This window comes from Bacillus sp. L381, assembly GCF_030284525.1.
Taxonomy (GTDB): Bacteria; Bacillota; Bacilli; order Bacillales; family Bacillaceae; genus Bacillus; species Bacillus amyloliquefaciens.
In genome coordinates, this window is record NZ_CP127224.1 from 98,657 (window position 1) to 122,329 (window position 23,673).

The following is a 23,673-nucleotide window of genomic DNA, read 5'->3' on the forward strand; positions in this document are numbered from 1 at the left end:
AACGGTTAAGTTAGAAAGGGCGCACGGTGGATGCCTTGGCACTAGGAGCCGATGAAGGACGGGACGAACACCGATATGCTTCGGGGAGCTGTAAGCAAGCTTTGATCCGGAGATTTCCGAATGGGGAAACCCACCACTCGTAATGGAGTGGTATCCATATCTGAATACATAGGATATGAGAAGGCAGACCCGGGGAACTGAAACATCTAAGTACCCGGAGGAAGAGAAAGCAAATGCGATTCCCTGAGTAGCGGCGAGCGAAACGGGACCAGCCCAAACCAAGAGGCTTGCCTCTTGGGGTTGTAGGACACTCTGTACGGAGTTACAAAGGAACGAGGTAGATGAAGAGGTCTGGAAAGGCCCGCCATAGGAGGTAACAGCCCTGTAGTCAAAACTTCGTTCTCTCCTGAGTGGATCCTGAGTACGGCGGAACACGTGAAATTCCGTCGGAATCCGGGAGGACCATCTCCCAAGGCTAAATACTCCCTAGTGACCGATAGTGAACCAGTACCGTGAGGGAAAGGTGAAAAGCACCCCGGAAGGGGAGTGAAAGAGATCCTGAAACCGTGTGCCTACAAGTAGTCAGAGCCCGTTAACGGGTGATGGCGTGCCTTTTGTAGAATGAACCGGCGAGTTACGATCCCGTGCAAGGTTAAGCAGAAGATGCGGAGCCGCAGCGAAAGCGAGTCTGAATAGGGCGAATTGAGTACGTGGTCGTAGACCCGAAACCAGGTGATCTACCCATGTCCAGGGTGAAGTTCAGGTAACACTGAATGGAGGCCCGAACCCACGCACGTTGAAAAGTGCGGGGATGAGGTGTGGGTAGGGGTGAAATGCCAATCGAACCTGGAGATAGCTGGTTCTCTCCGAAATAGCTTTAGGGCTAGCCTCAAGGTAAGAGTCTCGGAGGTAGAGCACTGATTGGACTAGGGGCCCCTACCGGGTTACCGAATTCAGTCAAACTCCGAATGCCGATGACTTATCCTTGGGAGTCAGACTGCGAGTGATAAGATCCGTAGTCGAAAGGGAAACAGCCCAGACCGCCAGCTAAGGTCCCAAAGTATACGTTAAGTGGAAAAGGATGTGGAGTTGCTTAGACAACCAGGATGTTGGCTTAGAAGCAGCCACCATTTAAAGAGTGCGTAATAGCTCACTGGTCGAGTGACTCTGCGCCGAAAATGTACCGGGGCTAAACGTATCACCGAAGCTGCGGACTGTTCTTCGAACAGTGGTAGGAGAGCGTTCTAAGGGCTGTGAAGCAAGACCGGAAGGACTTGTGGAGCGCTTAGAAGTGAGAATGCCGGTATGAGTAGCGAAAGAGGGGTGAGAATCCCCTCCACCGAATGCCTAAGGTTTCCTGAGGAAGGCTCGTCCGCTCAGGGTTAGTCGGGACCTAAGCCGAGGCCGAAAGGCGTAGGCGATGGATAACAGGTTGATATTCCTGTACCACCTCCTCACCATTTGAGCAATGGGGGGACGCAGGAGGATAGGGTAAGCGCGGTATTGGATATCCGCGTCCAAGCAGTTAGGCTGGGAAATAGGCAAATCCGTTTCCCGTGAAGGCTGAGCTGTGATGGCGAGCGAATTATAGTAGCGAAGTTCCTGATTCCACACTGCCAAGAAAAGCCTCTAGCGAGGTGAGAGGTGCCCGTACCGCAAACCGACACAGGTAGGCGAGGAGAGAATCCTAAGGTGATCGAGAGAACTCTCGTTAAGGAACTCGGCAAAATGACCCCGTAACTTCGGGAGAAGGGGTGCTCTGTTAGGGTGCAAGCCCGAGAGAGCCGCAGTGAATAGGCCCAGGCGACTGTTTAGCAAAAACACAGGTCTCTGCGAAGCCGTAAGGCGAAGTATAGGGGCTGACGCCTGCCCGGTGCTGGAAGGTTAAGAGGAGCGCTTAGCGTAAGCGAAGGTGCGAATTGAAGCCCCAGTAAACGGCGGCCGTAACTATAACGGTCCTAAGGTAGCGAAATTCCTTGTCGGGTAAGTTCCGACCCGCACGAAAGGCGCAACGATCTGGGCACTGTCTCAACGAGAGACTCGGTGAAATTATAGTACCTGTGAAGATGCAGGTTACCCGCGACAGGACGGAAAGACCCCGTGGAGCTTTACTGCAGCCTGATATTGAATGTTGGTACAGCTTGTACAGGATAGGTAGGAGCCTTGGAAACCGGAGCGCCAGCTTCGGTGGAGGCATCGGTGGGATACTACCCTGGCTGTATTGACCTTCTAACCCGCCGCCCTTATCGGGCGGGGAGACAGTGTCAGGTGGGCAGTTTGACTGGGGCGGTCGCCTCCTAAAAGGTAACGGAGGCGCCCAAAGGTTCCCTCAGAATGGTTGGAAATCATTCGCAGAGTGTAAAGGCACAAGGGAGCTTGACTGCGAGACCTACAAGTCGAGCAGGGACGAAAGTCGGGCTTAGTGATCCGGTGGTTCCGCATGGAAGGGCCATCGCTCAACGGATAAAAGCTACCCCGGGGATAACAGGCTTATCTCCCCCAAGAGTCCACATCGACGGGGAGGTTTGGCACCTCGATGTCGGCTCATCGCATCCTGGGGCTGTAGTCGGTCCCAAGGGTTGGGCTGTTCGCCCATTAAAGCGGTACGCGAGCTGGGTTCAGAACGTCGTGAGACAGTTCGGTCCCTATCCGTCGCGGGCGCAGGAAATTTGAGAGGAGCTGTCCTTAGTACGAGAGGACCGGGATGGACGCACCGCTGGTGTACCAGTTGTTCTGCCAAGGGCATCGCTGGGTAGCTATGTGCGGACGGGATAAGTGCTGAAAGCATCTAAGCATGAAGCCCCCCTCAAGATGAGATTTCCCATTCCGCAAGGAAGTAAGATCCCTGAAAGATGATCAGGTTGATAGGTCTGAGGTGGAAGTGTGGCGACACATGGAGCTGACAGATACTAATCGATCGAGGACTTAACCAATTTTGAATGTATGCTTCCTGTTATCTAGTTTTGAGAGAACACTCTCAATGGTTTGGTGGCGATAGCGAAGAGGTCACACCCGTTCCCATGCCGAACACGGAAGTTAAGCTCTTCAGCGCCGATGGTAGTCGGGGGTTTCCCCCTGTGAGAGTAGGACGCCGCCAAGCTATCTTAACGGTAAAGGCAGCTCATCATGAGCTGCCTTTTTTGTGTTTTTCTGCATACATTATATAATATGAGAAAAGTACCGATATGCCTTTTTGCATAAGCAGGTTTTATGCTTGTGCAAAGTGGAAATAATAGAGATAGAGCGATACAGTTGAAAAATTTTGCGAAACACCTTATAGTAAGATTAAAGTCAAATATAGTCAAAGTCAATAAAGGAGGGGGTTGAGTGGGACATAATATTTCTGACATCATTGAACAGTACTTAAAACAAGTATTAGATCAAAATGGCAAAGAAATTTTAGAGATCAAACGCAGTGAAATTGCTGATAAATTTCAGTGTGTTCCTTCTCAAATAAATTATGTCATCAACACCAGATTCACAAGCGAAAGAGGATATATTGTTGAAAGTAAACGGGGAGGCGGCGGTTATATTCGTATTATCAAAATTAAAATGAATAACGAAGTCGTCCTTATCAATAATATTATTTCGCAAATTCATACCCACTTGTCTCAGGCAGCCTCTGATGATATTATTCTCAGACTGTTAGAGGACGGGGTTATTTCGGAAAGAGAAGCTAAAATGATGGTGAGTGTAATGGATCGCTCAGTTCTATATATTGATTTGCCCGAACGGGATGAACTAAGAGCCAGAATGATGAAAGCAATGCTCACATCTTTAAAACTAAAGTAAGCGGGTGAAAAGATTGATTTGTCAAGAGTGCAATGAGAGACCGGCCACTTTTCACTTTACGAAAGTTGTTAATGGAGAAAAGCAAGAAGTTCATATATGTGAACAATGTGCAAAAGAAAACAGTGACTCATACGGTATAAGTGGAAACCAAGGGTTCTCGATTCATAATTTATTATCAGGGCTGCTGAATATGGAGTCTTCATTTCAAAACACAGGTTCTCAAATGTTCGGCTACCCAGAGCAAGGCACAGCTTGTAAAAAATGCGGCATGACATTTCAGCAACTGAGGAAAACAGGGCGGTTCGGCTGTGCGGAGTGTTACGATACGTTCTATAGCCAAATTACGCCGATCTTGCGGAAAGTCCATAGCGGGAATACGGTGCACGCCGGGAAAATTCCAAAACGTATAGGCGGAAACCTGCATGTAAGGCGGCAAATGGAAATGTTAAAAAAGGAACTAGAATCTTTAATACACCAGGAAGAGTTTGAAAAAGCAGCCCAGATCAGGGATCAGATCCGATCGTTAGAGCAGGAATTAAAAAGCACAGACAGTGAGGAGGAACAAGGGTAATGTCGCTCAAGCATTTTATTCAGGACGCATTAAGCAATTGGATGAAGCAAGAGGGACCTGAAAGTGACATTGTACTCAGCAGCCGTATACGGTTGGCCCGTAACTTTGAAAATATAAAGTTCCCTGCCCGGTATACGAATGAAGAAGCCTCATCCATTATTCAGCAATTCGAAGATCATTTTTCAGGGAAAAAACTGCCTGATATCGGTCAATTTCATTTAATCAGAATGAGTGAAGCTCAGCCTCTGGAAAAACGGGTGCTGATGGAGAAACATCTGATCAGCCCGAATTTAACGGAATCACCGTTTGGCGGCTGTCTGCTTTCTGAAAATGAGGAAGTCAGCATTATGTTAAATGAAGAAGATCATATCAGAATTCAATGCCTCTTCCCCGGCTTCCAGCTTCTCAATGCGATAAAAGCGGCAAACCAGGTTGATGACTGGATTGAGGAGAAAGTGGATTACGCCTTTGGTGAGAAGAGAGGGTACTTAACAAGCTGTCCTACAAATGTAGGGACGGGGCTAAGGGCTTCGGTCATGATGCATTTGCCGGGTCTCGTATTAACTAGGCAAATGAATCGAATTATACCGGCAATTAACCAATTAGGTCTAGTTGTTAGAGGAATTTATGGTGAAGGCAGCGAAGCATTAGGAAATATCTTTCAAATTTCAAATCAAATCACACTTGGAAAGTCAGAACAGGACATCGTCGATGATTTGAACAGTGTGGCTGCCCAGCTGATTGAGCAGGAACGCTCAGCCCGAGAAGCGCTTTATCAAACCTCGAAAATTGAATTAGAGGACCGGGTATTCAGATCTTACGGAGTTTTATCCAACTGCCGTATGATTGAATCGAAGGAAACGGCGAAATGCCTTTCTGATGTTCGGCTGGGGATAGACCTGGGGATCATTAAAGGGCTATCAAGCAATATACTTAATGAACTGATGATTTTGACACAGCCGGGTTTTCTCCAGCAATATTCGGGCGGTGCATTACGGCCGAACGAAAGAGACGTGAGAAGAGCGGCTCTTATCAGGGAAAGGCTGCATTTAGAAATGAGTGCAAATAGACAGGAGGATGATTCGATATGATGTTTGGAAGATTTACAGAGCGAGCTCAAAAGGTATTGGCACTGGCACAGGAAGAAGCACTGCGCTTAGGCCATACAAATATCGGAACTGAACATATATTATTGGGGTTAGTCCGTGAAGGTGAAGGGATAGCATTTAAAGCCTTAGAAGCGCTGGGCCTCAATTCAGATAAAATGCAAAAAGAAGTGGAAAGTTTGATTGGTCGAGGACAGGAAAGCACCACATCTGTCCCTCATTACACGCCTCGAGCCAAAAAAGTAATAGAACTATCAATGGATGAAGCCAGAAAGCTAGGACATTCTTATGTAGGAACAGAACACATACTTCTCGGGCTGATTCGTGAAGGTGAGGGAGTTGCCGCTAGGGTTTTAAATAATCTGGGTGTCAGTCTCAATAAGGCGAGACAGCAAGTTCTGCAGCTTCTCGGAAGCAATGAAACAGGGACATCTGGAGCCGGGACAAATAGCAGTGCAAATACTCCGACGCTTGACAGCCTTGCTCGTGATTTAACCGCAATTGCGAGGGAAGACAGCCTTGATCCGGTTATCGGCCGAAGCAAAGAAATTCAGCGGGTTATTGAGGTATTAAGCCGCAGAACAAAGAATAACCCCGTTCTTATTGGAGAACCCGGTGTAGGTAAAACTGCGATTGCCGAAGGCCTCGCACAGCAGATCATCAACAATGAAGTGCCGGAAATTTTACGTGATAAACGCGTAATGACGTTAGATATGGGAACGGTTGTAGCCGGCACGAAATATCGCGGAGAATTTGAAGACCGCTTGAAAAAGGTAATGGACGAAATACGTCAGGCCGGCAATATCATTTTATTCATTGATGAACTGCATACACTGATCGGAGCGGGAGGAGCAGAAGGTGCGATTGACGCGTCGAATATTTTAAAACCTTCACTCGCTCGCGGAGAGCTTCAGTGCATCGGTGCGACAACGCTTGATGAATATCGCAAATATATCGAAAAAGACGCAGCTCTGGAGCGCCGTTTCCAGCCGATTCAGGTGGATGAGCCGTCAGTCGATGAAAGCATTCAAATTTTAAAAGGACTCCGTGACCGCTATGAAGCGCATCACCGCGTATCCATTACCGATGAAGCGATCGAAGCGGCGGTTAAATTGTCCGACCGTTATATATCTGACCGCTTCCTTCCGGATAAAGCGATCGATTTAATTGACGAAGCGGGTTCAAAAGTGCGCCTCCGTTCTTTCACAACGCCTCCGAACTTAAAAGAGCTTGAGCAGAAGCTTGATGAAGTTCGCAAGGAAAAAGACGCTGCCGTTCAAAGCCAGGAATTTGAAAAAGCGGCTTCTCTTCGTGATACGGAGCAGCGCCTGAGAGAACAGGTGGAAGATACGAAAAAAACTTGGAAAGAAAAACAAGGCCAAGAGAACTCCGAAGTTTCTGTAGAGGATATCGCAATGGTTGTATCCAGCTGGACCGGGGTGCCTGTATCTAAAATTGCGCAAACTGAAACAGATAAGCTTCTCAATATGGAAAGCATTCTGCACTCCCGTGTCATTGGCCAGGATGAAGCCGTTGTAGCCGTTGCAAAGGCTGTGAGACGTGCAAGAGCCGGTCTGAAGGATCCGAAACGTCCGATTGGTTCATTCATCTTCTTAGGCCCTACAGGCGTAGGAAAGACAGAGCTGGCAAGAGCACTGGCGGAATCCATTTTCGGTGATGAGGAAGCGATGATCAGAGTGGATATGTCCGAATACATGGAGAAACATTCGACTTCACGCCTTGTCGGTTCTCCTCCGGGATATGTCGGCTATGATGAAGGCGGTCAGCTGACAGAAAAAGTGAGAAGAAAACCTTACTCTGTCGTACTGCTTGATGAAATTGAAAAAGCGCATCCTGATGTGTTTAACATTCTCTTGCAAGTGCTTGAAGACGGACGCTTGACTGATTCAAAAGGACGCACTGTTGATTTCCGCAACACGATCCTGATTATGACGTCAAATGTCGGAGCGAGCGAGCTGAAACGCAACAAATATGTCGGCTTCAATGTTCAGGATGAATCACAAAACCATAAAGACATGAAAGACAAAGTGATGGGAGAGCTGAAGCGTGCCTTCAGGCCTGAGTTTATCAACCGGATTGACGAAATTATCGTCTTCCACTCCCTTGAGAAAAAACATCTTACAGACATCGTGTCGCTTATGTCTGACCAGTTAACAAAACGTCTGAAAGAACAAGATCTCTCTATAGAGCTGACAGAAGCTGCAAAAGCAAAAGTAGCAGACGAGGGCGTCGATTTGGAATACGGCGCACGTCCGTTAAGAAGAGCGATCCAAAAGCATGTGGAGGACCGTTTATCAGAAGAGCTCCTCAGAGGCAATATTGATAAAGGGCAGCACATCGTTCTTGATGTTGAGGACGGCGAATTTGTCGTAAAAACAACTGCTAAAACGAACTAATATAGTGACAAACATGAGGCATACGTAAGCGAGTGTATGCCTCACTTTGTTATATAGAGAAATATTCGATAAGGAAGAGGTCTTACAGCGTATATGGCTAAATCAAAAACAAAATTCATCTGCCACTCATGCGGTTATGAATCCGCAAAATGGATGGGAAAGTGCCCGGGCTGCGGGGCTTGGAATACAATGGTGGAAGAAACCATAAAAAAAGCGCCGGCGAATCGGCGGGCGGCTTTCTCCCACTCCGTTCAAACCGTCCAGAAACCATCACCCATTACATCAATTGAAACATCAGAAGAACCCCGCGTTCAAACCAAGCTCGAAGAATTCAACAGAGTGCTTGGCGGCGGAGTTGTGAAGGGTTCGTTAGTATTAATCGGCGGCGATCCCGGCATCGGAAAATCAACGCTCCTTCTTCAAGTATCCGCACAATTAGCAGACACGGCCGGCAGCGTGCTTTACATCTCTGGGGAAGAATCTGTGAAGCAAACGAAGCTGCGCGCCGACAGACTTGGAATCAACAGCCAATTGTTACATGTTTTATCTGAAACCGATATGGAGTATATTTCGTCTGCTATACAAGAGATGAAACCCGCTTTTGTTGTCGTAGACTCCATTCAGACCGTTTACCAAAGTGATATCACCTCAGCTCCCGGCAGTGTATCACAAGTAAGAGAGTGTACGGCCGAATTGATGAAAATCGCGAAAACAAACGGCATACCTATTTTTATCGTCGGACACGTCACAAAAGAAGGATCGATCGCAGGACCGAGATTGCTTGAGCATATGGTCGATACGGTTCTATACTTTGAAGGAGAGCGGCACCATACATTCCGTATTTTGCGGGCTGTAAAAAACCGTTTCGGCTCAACAAATGAAATGGGCATCTTTGAAATGCGGGAAGAAGGGCTTACAGAAGTGCTGAACCCTTCTGAAATTTTCTTAGAAGAGCGTTCTGCCGGGGCTTCGGGTTCGAGTATCGTTGCGTCAATGGAAGGTACGAGACCGATCTTAGTTGAAATCCAGGCGCTCATATCACCGACCAGCTTCGGAAATCCGCGCCGCATGGCTACAGGAATTGACCACAACAGGGTGTCGTTAATCATGGCCGTGCTTGAGAAGCGGGTGGGGCTGTTGCTTCAAAATCAAGACGCGTATTTAAAAGTCGCCGGCGGGGTCAAACTGGATGAACCGGCGATTGATTTAGCAGTAGCCGTCAGCATTGCTTCAAGCTTCAGAGATACACCGCCAAATCCTGCAGATTGCTTTATCGGTGAAGTGGGTCTGACAGGAGAAGTCCGCAGAGTGTCAAGAATCGAACAGCGCGTAAAAGAAGCGGCGAAGCTCGGCTTCAAGCGTATGGTCATACCTGAGGCGAATACAGACGGATGGACAATACCAAAAGGGATTGAGGTTGTCGGAGTAGCAAATGTTGCAGAAGCGCTTCGTACTTCATTAGGAGGATCATAATAGATGGAAAAAGAGAAAAAAGGGGCGAAACAAGAGCTTGACCTGTCTGCAATCCTGCAGTTCGTTGCACCGGGAACTCCGCTCAGAGCCGGGATAGAAAATGTACTTCGGGCAAATACAGGCGGCCTGATTGTTGTCGGATACAACGATAAGGTAAAACAAGTCGTGGATGGCGGTTTTCATATTAATACATCATTTGCGCCCGCTCACTTATACGAGCTGGCCAAAATGGACGGAGCCATTATTTTAAGTGATTCCGGCCAGAAAATTCTTTATGCGAATACGCAGCTTATGCCGGAGGCGACCATTTCTTCTTCAGAAACGGGAATGAGGCACCGTACGGCGGAACGGGTGGCGAAGCAGACCGGCTGTCTCGTCATAGCCATTTCTGAACGCAGAAATGTCATTACGTTATACCAGGACAGCATGAAGTACACACTAAAGGACATAGGCTTTATTTTAACAAAGGCTAACCAGGCCATTCAAACGCTTGAGAAGTATAAAACTATTTTAGACAAAACGATTACAGCTTTAAACGCATTAGAGTTTGAGGAGCTTGTGACATTCAGTGACGTGCTGTCCGTCATGCACCGATATGAAATGGTGCTCCGTATAAAAAATGAAATCAACATGTATATTAAAGAACTCGGAACGGAAGGCCACTTAATCCGTCTGCAGGTGATTGAACTGATTACGGATATGGAAGAAGAAGCGGCTCTTTTCATCAAAGACTATGTAAAAGAAAAAATCAAAGATCCGTTCGTGCTGTTAAAAGAGCTTCAGGATATGTCCAGCTATGATCTGCTTGATGATTCCATTCTGTTTAAGCTGCTTGGATATCCCGCTTCTACCAATCTCGATGATTATGTCCTGCCGAGGGGATACAGGCTGCTGAACAAAATTCCGCGTCTGCCGATGCCGATTGTTGAAAATGTGGTTGAGGCGTTCGGATTTTTGCCAAGCATAACGGAAGCCACAGCCGAAGAGCTGGATGATGTTGAAGGTATCGGTGAGGTGCGCGCCCAAAAAATCAAAAAAGGTTTAAAACGCCTCCAAGAAAAACACTATATAGATAGACAGCTTTAAGTATCGCTTAAACCTGTCGGAATCCGGGTATATTATTGTTAGTTTTTGTTTATTCTGATATTTGTAGGCTTTGACAGTCTGCTGAAAAATGCTACTTAAAAGGAGGTGGGGGTATGTTAAAACGAATAGTTCAGGCGTTCTTCATTATTGTGGGTTGCGTTGTCGGTATCTTTTTAATACCTGAATTGTTTGTACTGTCAAATATACAGGACATACCTTTAATAACAAACGCATATACGTCTGCTGCAATTGGTGCTATTATCTTTTTTCTCATCAGTATATGGACGACAGAATATGTGATTAATTGGGTAAAATGGATTGAAGATTCTTTGCTGAGAGCTCCGGTGCCGGATCTGTTATTCGGAAGTCTCGGATTGGTTTTTGGACTTATCATCGCATATCTCATTGTAAACGTGATTCCGCTGGACAATATTCCGTACCGTATATTCAGCACCATCATCCCGGTCTTTCTGGCTTTCTTTCTCGGTTATCTCGGCTTTCAGGTCGGATTTAAGAAAAAGGATGAACTGATCAGCCTGTTCTCCATTTCTGCAAGAATGCAGAAGAAAAAGGGAAGCGGCGATGAGGAGCAGGAGGAACAGGAGAAAAGGCTGAAAATCTTGGATACAAGTGTTATTATTGATGGGAGAATTGCAGATATTTGTCAGACGGGCTTTTTAGAAGGAGTCATTGTCATTCCTCAATTTGTGCTGGAGGAATTACAACATATCGCCGATTCTTCAGATGTTTTAAAACGTAACAGAGGACGCCGCGGACTGGATATCTTGAATCGCATTCAAAAAGAACTCGATATTACCGTTGAAATTTATGAAGGCGACTTCGAAGACATTCAGGAGGTTGACAGCAAGCTTGTCAAACTTGCGAAGCTGACATCCGGCGTCGTTGTGACGAATGATTTTAATTTAAATAAAGTATGTGAGCTTCAGAAGGTTGCGGTACTGAATATTAATGACCTTGCGAACGCCGTGAAGCCGGTTGTGCTTCCGGGTGAAGAGATGAATGTGCAGGTGATTAAGGACGGGAAAGAGCATAATCAAGGTGTGGCTTACTTGGATGACGGAACGATGATCGTTGTGGAAGAAGGCCGCAATTATATAGGGAAACATATTGATGTGCTTGTAACCAGCGTACTGCAGACAGCAGCGGGGCGGATGATTTTTGCCAAGCCTAAGCTGCTTGAGAAGGCTCTTTAAGAGGGAGTTAATGATGGAGTATGTCGTAGTCATTCCGGCTGCCGGACAAGGGAAACGGATGAAGGCCGGAAAAAATAAGCTGTTCATCAGCTTAAAGGGTGCGCCTGTTATTATACACACACTGCGGGTTTTTGAAAGCCACGGCCCGTGTAAGAAAATAATCCTGGTGATCAATGAAAGTGAACGGAAAGATTTTCGTCAGCTGCTCGCCCAATTTTCGATCCAAACGGAAGTTGAGCTTGTCACCGGCGGAGCGGAGCGTCAGCACAGTGTATATGAAGGATTGAAAGTGATTGATAAAGAGTCCGTCGTCCTTGTTCATGACGGTGCGCGCCCGTTTGTCACGCATCAGCATATCGATAAGCTCGTTGAAACAGCAGAGGAGGCGGGAGCGGCTGTCCTGGCTGTTCCTGTGAAAGATACGATAAAACGGGCGGAAGGCTCCCGGGTTGCGGAGACCTTTGACCGTTCAAGCTTGTGGGCCGTTCAAACGCCGCAGGCTTTTCGTCTTTCTTTACTGAAGAAGGCGCATATGGAGGCGGAAAATACAGGCTTCTTAGGTACGGATGACGCCAGTCTCGTCGAGCGGCTTGACGGATATCAGGTGAGTATCGTTGAAGGCAGCTATACCAATATTAAGCTGACAACGCCGGATGATCTGATAACAGCGGAAGCAATCATGAAAGCGGAAAGTGGGAATCATAATGTTTAGAATCGGACAAGGATTTGATGTGCATCAATTAACGGAAGGCCGTCCTCTCATCATCGGCGGAATTGAAATACCTTATGAAAAAGGGCTGCTCGGCCATTCTGATGCGGATGTATTGCTTCATACAGTCGCAGACGCGTGCCTTGGAGCGGTAGGTGAAGGAGATATCGGCAGGCATTTCCCGGATACTGATCCGGAATTCAAGGATGCGGATTCTTTTAAGCTGCTTCAGCATGTCTGGAATATTGTCAAAGAAAAAGGATACGTACTCGGAAATATAGACTGCACGATTATTGCGCAAAAGCCGAAAATGGCTCCGCATATTGATGCTATGAGAAAACGAATAGCGGAAGGCCTTGAGGCAGACGTCTCTCAAGTAAATGTAAAAGCGACAACGACAGAAAAGCTCGGGTTTACCGGAAGAGCCGAAGGAATTGCCGCTCAGGCGACCGTTCTGATCCAAAAAGCCTGATCATTGTTTTGATGCCCGGTCTATTTGGTGGTAGAATAGATACATATATTCGGCTAGAGGCTACAGACGAGATGAAAGGAAGTATTTGAACATGGGAAATGAAGTACGCGTTCGCTATGCACCGAGTCCGACCGGACATTTGCATATCGGTAACGCCAGAACGGCGCTTTTTAACTATTTATTTGCCCGCAGCCAAGGCGGAAAGTTTATTATCCGGATTGAGGATACGGACAAAAAGCGAAATATTGAAGGCGGAGAGCAAAGCCAGCTTAACTATTTGAAATGGCTCGGCATGGACTGGGATGAAAGTGTGGATGTCGGCGGAGAGTACGGCCCGTACCGCCAGTCTGAGCGTAACGACATTTACAAAGTATACTATGAAGAGCTTCTTGAAAAAGGGCTTGCTTATAAATGTTTCTGTACGGAAGAAGAACTTGAAAAAGAACGTGAAGAGCAAATCGCCCGCGGTGAAATGCCGCGCTATTCCGGCAAACACAGAAACCTGACTCAGGAAGAGCAGGAGCAGTTTTTAGCCGAAGGCAGACAGCCGAGCATCCGTTTCCGCGTGCCGGAAGGGAAAATCATCGCTTTTAACGATATCGTAAAGGGTGAGATTTCTTTTGAATCAGACGGTATCGGCGATTTTGTCATCGTCAAAAAAGACGGAACACCGACGTATAACTTTGCCGTCGCAATTGACGATTACTTAATGAAAATGACGCATGTGCTCCGCGGTGAAGACCATATTTCAAATACACCGAAACAGATCATGATTTTTCAGGCGTTCGGCTGGGATATTCCTGTATTCGGTCATATGACGCTTATCGTAAACGAAAGCCGCAAAAAATTAAGTAAGCGTGATGAATCCATTATCCAGTTTATTGAGCAGTATGAAGAGCTGGGTTACCTGCCTGAAGCGCTGTTTAACTTTATCGGACTTCTCGGCTGGTCTCCTGTCGGTGAAGAGGAGCTCTTCACAAGAGAGCAATTTATTGAAATTTTTGATGTGAATCGTTTATCTAAGTCACCGGCTCTGTTTGATATGCATAAACTGAAATGGGTCAACAACCAATATGTCAAAGCGCTGGATCTTGATCAAGTTGTTGAGCTGACTCTTCCTCACCTGCAAAAAGCAGGAAAAGTCGGTACTGAGCTTTCTGCCGAAGAGCAGGAATGGGTGCGTAAGTTAATCTCTCTTTATCATGAGCAATTGAGCTACGGCGCTGAAATTGTCGAGCTGACTGATTTGTTCTTTAAGGATGAAATCGAGTATAATCAAGAGGCAAAAGCCGTTCTGGAAGAAGAACAGGTGCCTGAAGTGCTCAGCGCATTTGCTGCGAAACTTGAAGAGCTTGAAGAATTTACGCCTGAGCAGATCAAAGCCTCAATTAAAGCTGTTCAGAAAGAAACAGGCCATAAAGGCAAAAAGCTGTTCATGCCGATCCGTGTAGCGGTTACCGGCCAGACACACGGTCCTGAGCTTCCGCAGGCCATTGAGCTGATCGGAAGAGAAACAGCCGTAAAACGACTGAAAAGCATCTAAATATACGATTGTTGACAGGGAAGAGTATAAAACAATGACCATTACAGAAAGAATCTTCATCGGCTGAGAGAGATTCATGCGTCATGTTTTAGAAGTGCGCCCTTAAGACCTTTGAAGAACATTTCTGCGGAAATCAGTATTTAAAGGCGGCCGCCGCCGTTACCGGCTTTTAAGTTGGGAAAACAGCGTTTTGTTTTTCAAACAGAGTGGAACCGCGCGGTAAAAGCGTCTCTGTCATGTTTACATGCAGAGGCGCTTTTTTTTATAGGCGGAAAAATAGACTGGAGCGGGGAGAGAATGGGGGGAAGCATGTGTTTTTTAAAATGCTAAAAGAAGACATAGATACAGTGTTCGATCAAGATCCGGCAGCAAGAAGCTATTTCGAAGTTGTTTTAACTTATTCTGGTTTACATGCTATATGGGCGCATCGGATTGCACATGCTTTATATAAACGGAGATTTTTCTTCCTTGCGCGGCTGATATCACAGATTGCCCGTTTCTTTACCGGTATTGAAATCCATCCCGGCGCGACCATCGGGAGAAGATTTTTCATTGACCACGGTATGGGGGTCGTCATAGGGGAGACGTGTGAAATCGGCAATAACGTGACGGTTTTCCAAGGTGTCACTCTCGGGGGAACGGGAAAAGAAAAGGGAAAGCGGCATCCGACCATTAAAGATGATGCTTTAATTGCAACAGGGGCGAAGGTGCTCGGCTCTATAACAGTCGGGCAAGGCTCTAAAGTAGGAGCCGGCTCCGTTGTGCTGCGTGATGTTCCCGACTTTTCAACCGTTGTCGGCATACCGGGAAAAGTCGTCATTCAGAACGGAAGAAAGATCAAACGCGATCTCAATCACCAAGACTTGCCCGATCCGGTTGCTGACCGGTTTAGAGCATTGGAGCAGCAGATTTTTGAGCTGCAGGCTGAACTGGAAGATAAAAAAGAAAGGATCAACCAAAAATGACCATTACACTTTATAATACATTGACAAGGAAAAAAGAAACATTCGTTCCTCTCGAGGAAGGAAAAGTGAAAATGTACGTGTGCGGACCGACTGTATACAACTATATTCATATCGGAAACGCCCGTCCGGCGATTGTATATGATACTGTACGCAACTATTTGGAGTATAAAGGGTACGACGTTCAATATGTATCGAATTTCACCGATGTTGACGACAAACTGATTAAAGCCGCCAACGAGCTCGGCGAGGACGTTCCGACCGTTTCTGAGCGGTTCATTAAAGCGTATTTTGAAGACGTGGGCGCCCTCGGATGCCGGAAAGCAGATCTTCACCCTCGGGTCATGGAGAACATGGACGCCATTATTGAATTTGTCAGTGAGCTGATTAAAAAAGGCTACGCTTATGAATCAGAAGGCGACGTCTATTTCAAAACAAGAGCCTTCGAAGGCTACGGCAAGCTTTCTCAGCAATCAATTGATGAACTCAGATCAGGCGCACGTATCCGTGTCGGTGAGAAGAAAGAGGATGCGCTGGATTTTGCTCTTTGGAAAGCCGCCAAAGACGGAGAAATCTCATGGGATAGCCCTTGGGGAAAAGGCCGCCCGGGCTGGCATATTGAATGCTCCGCAATGGTGAAAAAGTATTTGGGTGACGAAATCGATATTCATGCCGGCGGTCAGGACCTGACATTCCCGCACCATGAAAATGAAATCGCGCAATCCGAAGCATTGACAGGCAAGACATTCGCAAAATACTGGCTTCACAACGGTTATATCAATATAGATAATGAGAAAATGTCAAAATCGCTCGGCAACTTTGTTTTGGTGCACGATATCATTAAGCAATATGACCCGCAGCTGCTGAGATTTTTCATGCTGTCCGTTCATTACCGCCACCCGATCAACTATTCGGAGGAGCTGCTTGAGAAAACAAAAAATGCGTTTAACCGCTTGAAGACGGCCTACAGTAATTTAAACCATCGTTTGAACAGCAGTACAAATCTGACTGACAATGACGAGGAGTGGCTCGCTAAGATCGAAGAGCACCGCACGGCATTTGAAGAAGCAATGGATGATGATTTTAATACGGCGAATGCGATTTCCGTTTGGTTTGATTTAGCGAAGCTCGCCAACTACTACATGCAGGAGGACAATACGGCGGATCACGTCATTAAAGCCTTTATCAGCATGTTTGACAGAATCGGATCTGTTCTCGGACTTACGCTCGGCGAAGAAGAGCTTGTCGATGAAGAAATTGAAGAATTGATTGAGAAGAGAAATGAAGCCCGCCGCAATCGCGATTTTGCTTTATCCGACCAGATTCGCGATCAGCTGAAAAGCATGAATATCATTCTTGAGGATACGGCTCAGGGAACTCGCTGGAAGCGGGGAGAGTAAGCGGATGCTTCAATTTGAACAAATCAAAGATTCAAAGCAGTTAAACGGTCTTGCGCTCGCTTATATGGGTGATGCCATTTTTGAAATATATGTCCGGCATCACCTGCTTAAGCAGGGCCATACGAAACCGAATGACCTTCATAAGAAAGCAAGCCGGATTGTATCGGCAAAATCACAGGCAGACATTCTGTTCCGCCTTCAGGACGAATCCTTTTTCACGGAAGAAGAGGAAGCCGTGCTGAGAAGAGGAAGAAACGCGAAATCAGGGACGACACCTAAAAACACAGATGTACAGACGTACCGCCATAGTACAGCTTTTGAGGCTTTGCTCGGATATCTTTTTCTTGAGAAAAGAGAAGAAAGACTGAATCAGCTGATTACTGAGGCTTTACAAGTCGGGACGTCAGGGAGGAAAACAAATGAGTCAGCAACATGATTACGTCATAGGAAAAAACGCGGTGATTGAGACGTTAAAGTCAGATCGCAAGCTGTACAAGTTATGGATGGCGGAAAACACAGTAAAAGGACAGGCGCAGCAGGTGATGGAGCTTGCTAAAAAGCGCGGCGTCACCATTCAATTTGTACCGAGGAAAAAACTCGATCAGATGGTGGAGGGGCAGCATCAGGGAGTTGTCGCCCAGGTGGCTGCATATGAATATGCACAATTAGACGAATTATATAAAAGAGCGGAAGAGAGAAACGAACAGCCTTTCTTTCTCATATTGGACGAGCTGGAAGACCCTCATAATCTCGGGTCTATCATGAGAACGGCTGATGCCGTCGGCGCACACGGCATCGTTATTCCGAAACGCAGAGCGGTCGGACTGACTGCGACGGTCGCAAAAGCATCGACCGGTGCCATTGAACACATTCCCGTCGTGAAGGTGACCAACCTTGCCCGGACACTTGATGAAATGAAGGAGCGGGGCATTTGGGTCGTCGGAACGGATGCATCCGCCCGGGAAGACTACCGCTCTATGGACGGCAAGATGCCTTTGGCGCTTGTTATCGGAAGCGAAGGCAGAGGAATGGGCCGCCTTGTGAAAGAGAAATGTGATTTTCTCATTAAACTTCCGATGGCCGGAAAAGTCACGTCTCTGAATGCGTCGGTAGCGGCCGGCCTTCTGATGTATGAAGTCTACCGGAAACGAAATCCTTTAGGGGAATAAAGACCGATGGACATCCTATTAGTAGACGGATACAACATGATAGGAGCTTGGCCGCAGCTAAAGGATTTAAAAGCGAACAGTTTTGAAGAAGCGAGAGATGTGCTGATTCAGAAGATGGCGGAATATCAGTCATACACGGGAATCAAAGTCATTGTGGTGTTTGACGCGCATCTGGTAAAAGGCATAGAGAAAAAACACACGAATCACAGAGTCGAAGTGATTTTCACACGGGAGAATGAAACGGCGGATGAGCGGATCGAGAAGCTTGCCCAGGCGCTGAATAATATCGCGACACAGATTCATGTCGCGACCTCCGATTACACGGAGCAGTGGGCGATTTTCGGACAAGGGGCTCTCCGCAAATCCGCCCGGGAGCTGCTGAGGGAAGTTGATGCGATAGAACGCCGGATTCAAAGACGGGTTTCAAAGATCACTTCCGAAAAACCCCCGGGTAAAATCGAGCTGTCCGAAGAGGTTTTGAAAACGTTTGAAAAGTGGCGTCGCGGCGGCCTGGATTAGGTTGACGCTTTTTCGCCCATTAATGTATAATATTTCTATCTACGTGCGCCGGGGGGATCGCAGTGAATCTACAGAACAACAAGGGAAAATTCAACAAAGTGCAGTTTTGCCAGTTGGAGGACGAGCAGGTCATTGAAAAGGTTCATGTTGGGGATAGTGATGCGTTAGATTACTTGATTACGAAGTACCGTAATTTCGTACGGGCGAAAGCCAGGTCTTATTTTTTAATAGGGGCTGACAGAGAAGATATTGTACAGGAAGGGATGATAGGCTTATATAAGTCTATCCGAGACTTTAGAGAGGACAAGCTCACTTCATTTAAAGCTTTTGCAGAATTATGCATTACCCGCCAGATTATTACCGCTATAAAGACAGCTACCCGTCAGAAACACATTCCTTTAAATTCCTATGTTTCTTTAGACAAGCCTATTTTTGATGAAGAATCAGACAGAACACTGCTTGATGTCATCTCGGGCGCTAAAACGTTAAATCCTGAAGAAATGATTATTAATCAGGAAGAATTTGATGATATTGAAATGAAAATGGGAGAACTGCTGAGCGATCTGGAGAGAAAGGTGCTTGTTTTGTATTTAGACGGAAGAAGTTACCAAGAAATTTCAGATGACTTAAACCGACACGTAAAATCAATCGATAATGCCCTGCAGCGCGTGAAGCGCAAGCTTGAGAAGTATTTAGAAATAAGAGAAATCAGCATGTAGCGGGTTTCTGTGTCATATTGACAGAATTTTTCTGACTGTGCTATTTTATTAAGATAAATGAATGTCTATTTAGGAAAAGGTGTAACGATATGAGAAAAAAGATTACGCTGGCATGCAAAACATGCGGAAATCGTAATTATACGACAATGAAAAGCTCTGCATCAGCGGCTGAGCGGTTAGAAGTTAAGAAGTACTGCAGCACTTGCAATTCACATACGGCTCATTTAGAAACAAAATAGTGTTCGCTTTTTAAATTGTGGAGGTCTTTTACATGCGCATGATGAGTTTCTTTAAAGATGTTGGGAAAGAAATGAAAAAGGTTAGCTGGCCAAAAGGCAAAGAGTTAACGCGCTATACGATCACGGTGATTTCAACGGTTATCTTTTTTGTTATCTTTTTTGCCCTCCTTGATACAGGAATTTCTCAATTAATTCGTTTAATAGTTGAATAATGATCAGCAATACGTGCTATAATAGATCATAATATCGTTTGCCAAAACCCGTTCAGCGGGTTTTTTATTGTGTTGAAAAAAAGGATTCATAGGCTCTGAGCCTATTTTTTGTTTTACACTTCATTTTTAAATGCGGGGAGGGAAGGACTGCAGAGTCCTGATAGAATGGAAAAGAATTGGTATGTTGTTCATACGTATTCCGGTTATGAAAACAAAGTAAAAGCAAACCTTGAAAAACGTGTGGAATCAATGGGAATGCAGGATAAAATTTTCCGCGTGGTCGTTCCTGAAGAAGAAGAGACTGATATTAAGAACGGCAAGAAAAAAGTAGTCAAAAAGAAAGTGTTCCCGGGTTATGTGCTTGTTGAAATCGTCATGACTGATGATTCATGGTATGTGGTCCGCAACACGCCGGGCGTTACCGGATTCGTCGGATCAGCGGGTTCAGGCTCAAAACCGACTCCGCTTTTACCCGGCGAAGCGGAAGCCATCTTAAAACGGATGGGCATGGACGAGCGGAAAACCGACATTGATTTTGAATTGAATGAGACAGTCAAAGTCATAGACGGACCATTCGCCAACTTTACAGGGTCAATTGAAGAGATTGATTATGATAAGAGCAAAGTGAAAGTATTCGTTAACATGTTCGGCCGTGAAACGCCTGTTGAACTGGAATTTACCCAGATCGACAAATTGTAATGTGAAAAAACTTGAAATTGCTATATATTAATGATAATATAGCAAAGGTACGTCTTGGACTAATCCAAGGCAGCTAGCTTGATATTTCGTCATTCATATAAAGAATGAAACCTTGAGTGGGAGGGTTTACCCTATTACCACATCACGGACTTAAGGAGGTGTGTCTCGTGGCTAAAAAAGTAGTAAAAGTTGTAAAATTGCAAATTCCTGCTGGAAAAGCTAACCCAGCGCCGCCAGTTGGACCTGCACTAGGTCAAGCCGGTGTAAATATCATGGGATTCTGTAAGGAGTTTAACGCTCGTACAGCTGACCAAGCTGGTTTAATCATTCCTGTTGAAATTTCGGTTTACGAAGACCGTTCATTTACATTTATTACAAAAACTCCGCCTGCTGCAGTATTGCTTAAAAAAGCAGCTGGAATTGAGTCTGGTTCTGGTGAACCAAACCGTAATAAAGTGGCAACCGTTAAGCGCGATAAGGTTCGCGAAATCGCTGAAACGAAAATGCCTGACTTAAACGCAGCAGACGTTGAAGCGGCAATGCGCATGGTTGAAGGTACTGCCCGCAGTATGGGTATCGTTATCGAGGATTAATTTGTTTCTTGTCGGGTTGCGAGTTTTCACAAGTTCGCAACCCTTATTCGTGGGAGGTTATTCCGCTATAACCACATAAGGAGGAAATTTTAAAATGGCTAAAAAAGGTAAAAAGTACGTTGAAGCTGCGAAGCTTGTAGACCGTGCAAAAGCTTACGACGTCGCTGAAGCAGTGGCGCTTACTAAAAAAACAAACACAGCTAAATTCGACGCTACAGTTGAAGTTGCTTTTCGTTTAGGGGTTGACCCTCGTAAAAACGATCAGCAAATCCGCGGTGCAGTCGTTCTTCCTAACGGAACTGGTAAAACTCAGCGTGTGCTTGTATTCGCTAAAGGCGAAAAAGCAAAAGAAGCTGAAGCTGCCGGTGCAGACTACGTAGGCGATTCTGATTACATCACGAAAATCCAGCAAGGCTGGTTCGAATTTGATGTAATCGTTGCGACTCCTGACATGATGGGTGAAGTCGGTAAAATCGGCCGTGTGCTTGGACCAAAAGGTCTTATGCCAAACCCTAAAACAGGAACTGTTACATTCGAAGTAGAAAAAGCAATCGGCGAAATCAAAGCTGGTAAAGTTGAATACCGCGTTGATAAAGCTGGTAACATCCATGTTCCAATCGGAAAAGTTTCTTTCGAGGATGAAAAACTTGTTGAGAACTTCACAACAATGTATGATACAATCCTGAAAGCAAAACCGGCTGCGGCTAAAGGTGTTTACGTGAAAAACGTTGCCGTTACTTCTACTATGGGCCCTGGTGTCAAAGTAGACGCTTCTACTTTCAACGTAAAATAATATTTGACTTTAGATCAGCATTCTGATATGATTCAAAATGTTGTAAAATATAATATGTCATTTATACCGTAGACAGCAGGGGCCGTTGTGGCTTAATATCCTGCCGAGGTGTATATATATCACAGCTATTACGTTACGTATGCTTGTATATACAGCCTCCATGTCCACATGGAGGCTTTTTATATGGAATCGTCGTCACAGTCGTGATCACCTAGCGGTATAAGTGTTACACAAAATCTACAGGAGGTGTAACCATGAGCAGCGCAATTGAAACAAAAAAAGTTGTTGTTGAAGAGATTGCTTCTAAACTGAAAGAAAGCAAATCAACGATCATCGTTGACTACCGCGGACTTAACGTTTCTGAAGTAACTGAACTCCGTAAACAGCTTCGCGAAGCTAACGTAGAGTTCAAAGTGTACAAAAACACAATGACTCGCCGTGCGGTTGAACAAGCTGAACTTGATGGTTTGAATGATGTCTTAACTGGACCGAATGCGATCGCATTCAGTACTGAAGATGTTGTCGCTCCGGCAAAAGTTCTTAACGAGTTCGCGAAGAATCACGAAGCTCTGGAAATCAAAGCGGGCGTTATCGAAGGAAAAGTATCTTCTGTTGAAGAAGTGAAAGCTCTTGCTGAACTTCCTTCACGCGAAGGCTTACTTTCTATGTTGCTTAGCGTACTTCAAGCTCCAGTTCGCAACCTTGCACTTGCAGCTAAAGCAGTTGCAGACCAAAAGGAAGAACAAGGCGCTTAATCTGATTTTACCCTAAAATAAAACAAATGGAGGAATTTCAAATGGCTTTAAATATCGAAGAAATCATTGCTTCCGTTAAAGAAGCGACTGTACTTGAATTGAACGACCTAGTAAAAGCAATCGAAGAAGAATTCGGCGTAACTGCTGCTGCTCCTGTAGCTGTAGCTGGCGGAGCTGCTGCTGGCGGCGCTGCTGAAGAGCAAAGCGAATTCGACCTTATCCTTGCTGGAGCAGGTGCTCAGAAAATCAAAGTTATCAAAGTTGTTCGTGAAATCACTGGTCTTGGCTTGAAAGAAGCTAAAGAACTTGTTGACAACACTCCAAAACCACTTAAAGAAGGTATTGCGAAAGAAGAAGCTGAAGAGCTTAAAGCTAAACTTGAAGAAGTTGGCGCTTCTGTAGAAGTTAAGTAATCTTCACTTGCCTGTAGGGGAAGCTCGCTTTTATGAGGCGGGCTTTTTCTTTGCTTTTCTTTAAGTGCAATTAAAAAAGGAGGTTCTAATAATGAGTGAACACTATTATTCAGAAAAACCTTCAGTTAAAAGCGATAAACAGACATGGTCATTTACACTGCGGAACAGATCTTATACATTCACAAGTGACAGCGGCGTTTTCTCAAAAAAGGAAGTTGATTTCGGTTCGCGTGTCTTAATTGAAGCGTTTGAAGAGCCTGAGATTGACGGTGACTTCCTGGATGCAGGCTGCGGTTACGGCCCGATTGGTCTGTCGCTTGCCGGTGAATTTACAGACCGGACCGTACACATGATTGATGTGAATGAAAGAGCCGTAGAGCTGTCAAATGAAAATGCAGAAAAAAACGGAATAAAAAACGTTCGGATATATCAGAGTGATTTATTTTCAAACATTGATTCTGCTCAAACATTTGCTTCGATTATTACAAACCCCCCAATCCGCGCCGGAAAAAAAGTTGTCCATGCCATTTTTGAAAAAAGCGCTGAGCATTTAAGGGCTTCAGGTGAATTGTGGATCGTTATACAGAAAAAACAGGGCGGGCCTTCTGCCGTTGAAAAACTGAAGGAACTTTTTGACGAAGTTTCTGTCATTCAAAAAAAGAAAGGCTATTATATCATAAAAGCAAAAAAAGTTTGACTTGAATTTTCAGCTATGTTAATATTGTAAAATGCCAATGTATATATTTTGCATGATATGCTGAATAATCATAGTGCATGTATAAATTATACAAACATGGAAATGCTAATAAAATCGGTA

The 23,673-nt window shown here is 45.5% G+C and carries 24 protein-coding genes, 2 rRNA genes and 2 other annotated features; all 26 genes read left to right on the forward strand.

Translation table 11 applies throughout. The annotated features are described in order from the left end of the window. Nucleotides 1-3 precede the first annotated feature (3 nt). The 26 genes from QRX25_RS00555 (at nt 4) to QRX25_RS00680 (ending at nt 23,553) form a co-directional block, all read left to right on the forward strand. Nucleotides 4-2,933: ribosomal RNA gene (locus QRX25_RS00555) — 23S ribosomal RNA — on the forward strand. A 51-nt stretch (nt 2,934-2,984) separates the two neighbouring features. Continuing rightward, nucleotides 2,985-3,100 (forward strand): 5S ribosomal RNA (rrf, locus tag QRX25_RS00560). A gap of 227 nt (nt 3,101-3,327) precedes the next feature. Then, nucleotides 3,328-3,792, forward strand: coding sequence for a transcriptional regulator CtsR (ctsR, locus tag QRX25_RS00565; protein WP_003156396.1), 465 nt, complete (start codon nt 3,328-3,330; stop codon nt 3,790-3,792). A 13-nt stretch (nt 3,793-3,805) separates the two neighbouring features. Further along, the gene (gene mcsA / locus QRX25_RS00570; protein WP_212101610.1) at nt 3,806-4,363 is read left to right on the forward strand and encodes a protein-arginine kinase activator protein McsA; all 558 of its coding nucleotides are present in this window, start codon (nt 3,806-3,808) and stop codon (nt 4,361-4,363) included. Beyond that, nucleotides 4,363-5,454: a protein-arginine kinase McsB gene (mcsB, locus tag QRX25_RS00575; RefSeq protein WP_013350790.1), complete on the forward strand. Its 1,092-nt coding sequence runs from the start codon at nt 4,363-4,365 to the stop codon at nt 5,452-5,454. The genes mcsA and mcsB overlap by 1 nt, the downstream gene beginning before the upstream one ends. Beyond that, a complete protein-coding gene (gene clpC / locus QRX25_RS00580; protein ID WP_013350791.1) occupies nt 5,451-7,886 on the forward strand; it encodes an ATP-dependent protease ATP-binding subunit ClpC in 2,436 nt (811 codons plus the stop codon). Before mcsB ends, clpC begins: the two co-directional genes overlap by 4 nt. A 93-nt stretch (nt 7,887-7,979) precedes the next feature. Then, nucleotides 7,980-9,359: a DNA repair protein RadA gene (gene radA, locus QRX25_RS00585; RefSeq protein ID WP_065980549.1), complete on the forward strand. Its 1,380-nt coding sequence runs from the start codon at nt 7,980-7,982 to the stop codon at nt 9,357-9,359. Between the two features lie 3 nt (nt 9,360-9,362). Continuing rightward, nucleotides 9,363-10,445 carry a DNA integrity scanning diadenylate cyclase DisA gene (disA, locus tag QRX25_RS00590; protein ID WP_014469611.1) on the forward strand — a complete coding sequence of 361 codons (1,083 nt, stop codon included), beginning with the start codon at nt 9,363-9,365 and terminating at the stop codon, nt 10,443-10,445. 113 nt (nt 10,446-10,558) lie between these two features. Continuing rightward, nucleotides 10,559-11,659 (forward strand): PIN/TRAM domain-containing protein, encoded by a 1,101-nt coding sequence (locus QRX25_RS00595; protein WP_013350794.1) that lies wholly within the window; start codon nt 10,559-10,561, stop codon nt 11,657-11,659. 13 nt (nt 11,660-11,672) lie between these two features. Next, the gene (gene ispD / locus QRX25_RS00600; RefSeq protein ID WP_212101613.1) at nt 11,673-12,371 is read left to right on the forward strand and encodes a 2-C-methyl-D-erythritol 4-phosphate cytidylyltransferase; all 699 of its coding nucleotides are present in this window, start codon (nt 11,673-11,675) and stop codon (nt 12,369-12,371) included. Then, the gene (gene ispF, locus QRX25_RS00605) at nt 12,364-12,840 is read left to right on the forward strand and encodes a 2-C-methyl-D-erythritol 2,4-cyclodiphosphate synthase (protein WP_013350796.1); all 477 of its coding nucleotides are present in this window, start codon (nt 12,364-12,366) and stop codon (nt 12,838-12,840) included. Before ispD ends, ispF begins: the two co-directional genes overlap by 8 nt. Before the next feature lie 91 nt (nt 12,841-12,931). Further along, complete coding sequence (gltX, locus tag QRX25_RS00610) at nt 12,932-14,383, forward strand: glutamate--tRNA ligase (RefSeq protein ID WP_045514062.1); 1,452 nt, start codon at nt 12,932-12,934, stop codon at nt 14,381-14,383. Between the two features lie 2 nt (nt 14,384-14,385). Further along, nucleotides 14,386-14,619: a binding site (T-box leader), on the forward strand. A 75-nt stretch (nt 14,620-14,694) separates the two neighbouring features. Next, nucleotides 14,695-15,348, forward strand: coding sequence for a serine O-acetyltransferase (cysE, locus tag QRX25_RS00615; protein WP_003156410.1), 654 nt, complete (start codon nt 14,695-14,697; stop codon nt 15,346-15,348). Further along, nucleotides 15,345-16,745, forward strand: coding sequence for a cysteine--tRNA ligase (gene cysS, locus QRX25_RS00620; RefSeq protein ID WP_065980552.1), 1,401 nt, complete (start codon nt 15,345-15,347; stop codon nt 16,743-16,745). Before cysE ends, cysS begins: the two co-directional genes overlap by 4 nt. Before the next feature lie 4 nt (nt 16,746-16,749). Continuing rightward, nucleotides 16,750-17,181: a Mini-ribonuclease 3 gene (locus tag QRX25_RS00625; RefSeq protein WP_045514065.1), complete on the forward strand. Its 432-nt coding sequence runs from the start codon at nt 16,750-16,752 to the stop codon at nt 17,179-17,181. Beyond that, on the forward strand, nt 17,165-17,914 hold the full coding sequence (gene rlmB, locus QRX25_RS00630; protein ID WP_007615230.1) for a 23S rRNA (guanosine(2251)-2'-O)-methyltransferase RlmB: 750 nt from the start codon (nt 17,165-17,167) through the stop codon (nt 17,912-17,914). Before QRX25_RS00625 ends, rlmB begins: the two co-directional genes overlap by 17 nt. 6 nt (nt 17,915-17,920) lie before the next feature. Further along, the gene (gene rae1, locus QRX25_RS00635; RefSeq protein ID WP_013350802.1) at nt 17,921-18,433 is read left to right on the forward strand and encodes a ribosome-dependent mRNA decay endonuclease Rae1/YacP; all 513 of its coding nucleotides are present in this window, start codon (nt 17,921-17,923) and stop codon (nt 18,431-18,433) included. A 62-nt stretch (nt 18,434-18,495) separates the two neighbouring features. Beyond that, nucleotides 18,496-19,152 carry an RNA polymerase sporulation sigma factor SigH gene (gene sigH, locus QRX25_RS00640; protein WP_014469614.1) on the forward strand — a complete coding sequence of 219 codons (657 nt, stop codon included), beginning with the start codon at nt 18,496-18,498 and terminating at the stop codon, nt 19,150-19,152. 89 nt (nt 19,153-19,241) lie between these two features. Continuing rightward, nucleotides 19,242-19,391: a 50S ribosomal protein L33 gene (gene rpmG, locus QRX25_RS00645; protein WP_003156421.1), complete on the forward strand. Its 150-nt coding sequence runs from the start codon at nt 19,242-19,244 to the stop codon at nt 19,389-19,391. A gap of 32 nt (nt 19,392-19,423) precedes the next feature. Next, complete coding sequence (secE, locus tag QRX25_RS00650) at nt 19,424-19,603, forward strand: preprotein translocase subunit SecE (protein WP_003156422.1); 180 nt, start codon at nt 19,424-19,426, stop codon at nt 19,601-19,603. Between the two features lie 165 nt (nt 19,604-19,768). Continuing rightward, nucleotides 19,769-20,302, forward strand: a complete 534-nt coding sequence (gene nusG / locus QRX25_RS00655; RefSeq protein WP_013350804.1) for a transcription termination/antitermination protein NusG — start codon at nt 19,769-19,771, stop codon at nt 20,300-20,302. 167 nt (nt 20,303-20,469) lie between these two features. Further along, nucleotides 20,470-20,895 (forward strand): 50S ribosomal protein L11, encoded by a 426-nt coding sequence (rplK, locus tag QRX25_RS00660; RefSeq protein ID WP_003156430.1) that lies wholly within the window; start codon nt 20,470-20,472, stop codon nt 20,893-20,895. A 94-nt stretch (nt 20,896-20,989) separates the two neighbouring features. Beyond that, complete coding sequence (rplA, locus tag QRX25_RS00665; protein ID WP_045514073.1) at nt 20,990-21,688, forward strand: 50S ribosomal protein L1; 699 nt, start codon at nt 20,990-20,992, stop codon at nt 21,686-21,688. 48 nt (nt 21,689-21,736) lie between these two features. Beyond that, nucleotides 21,737-21,879 (forward strand) — a sequence feature (ribosomal protein L10 leader region). Between the two features lie 63 nt (nt 21,880-21,942). Next, a complete protein-coding gene (gene rplJ, locus QRX25_RS00670; RefSeq protein ID WP_065980554.1) occupies nt 21,943-22,443 on the forward strand; it encodes a 50S ribosomal protein L10 in 501 nt (166 codons plus the stop codon). Between the two features lie 41 nt (nt 22,444-22,484). Continuing rightward, nucleotides 22,485-22,856, forward strand: a complete 372-nt coding sequence (gene rplL / locus QRX25_RS00675) for a 50S ribosomal protein L7/L12 (protein WP_045927006.1) — start codon at nt 22,485-22,487, stop codon at nt 22,854-22,856. Between the two features lie 91 nt (nt 22,857-22,947). Then, nucleotides 22,948-23,553 carry a class I SAM-dependent methyltransferase gene (locus QRX25_RS00680; protein ID WP_065980555.1) on the forward strand — a complete coding sequence of 202 codons (606 nt, stop codon included), beginning with the start codon at nt 22,948-22,950 and terminating at the stop codon, nt 23,551-23,553. Nucleotides 23,554-23,673: the final 120 nt, after the last annotated feature.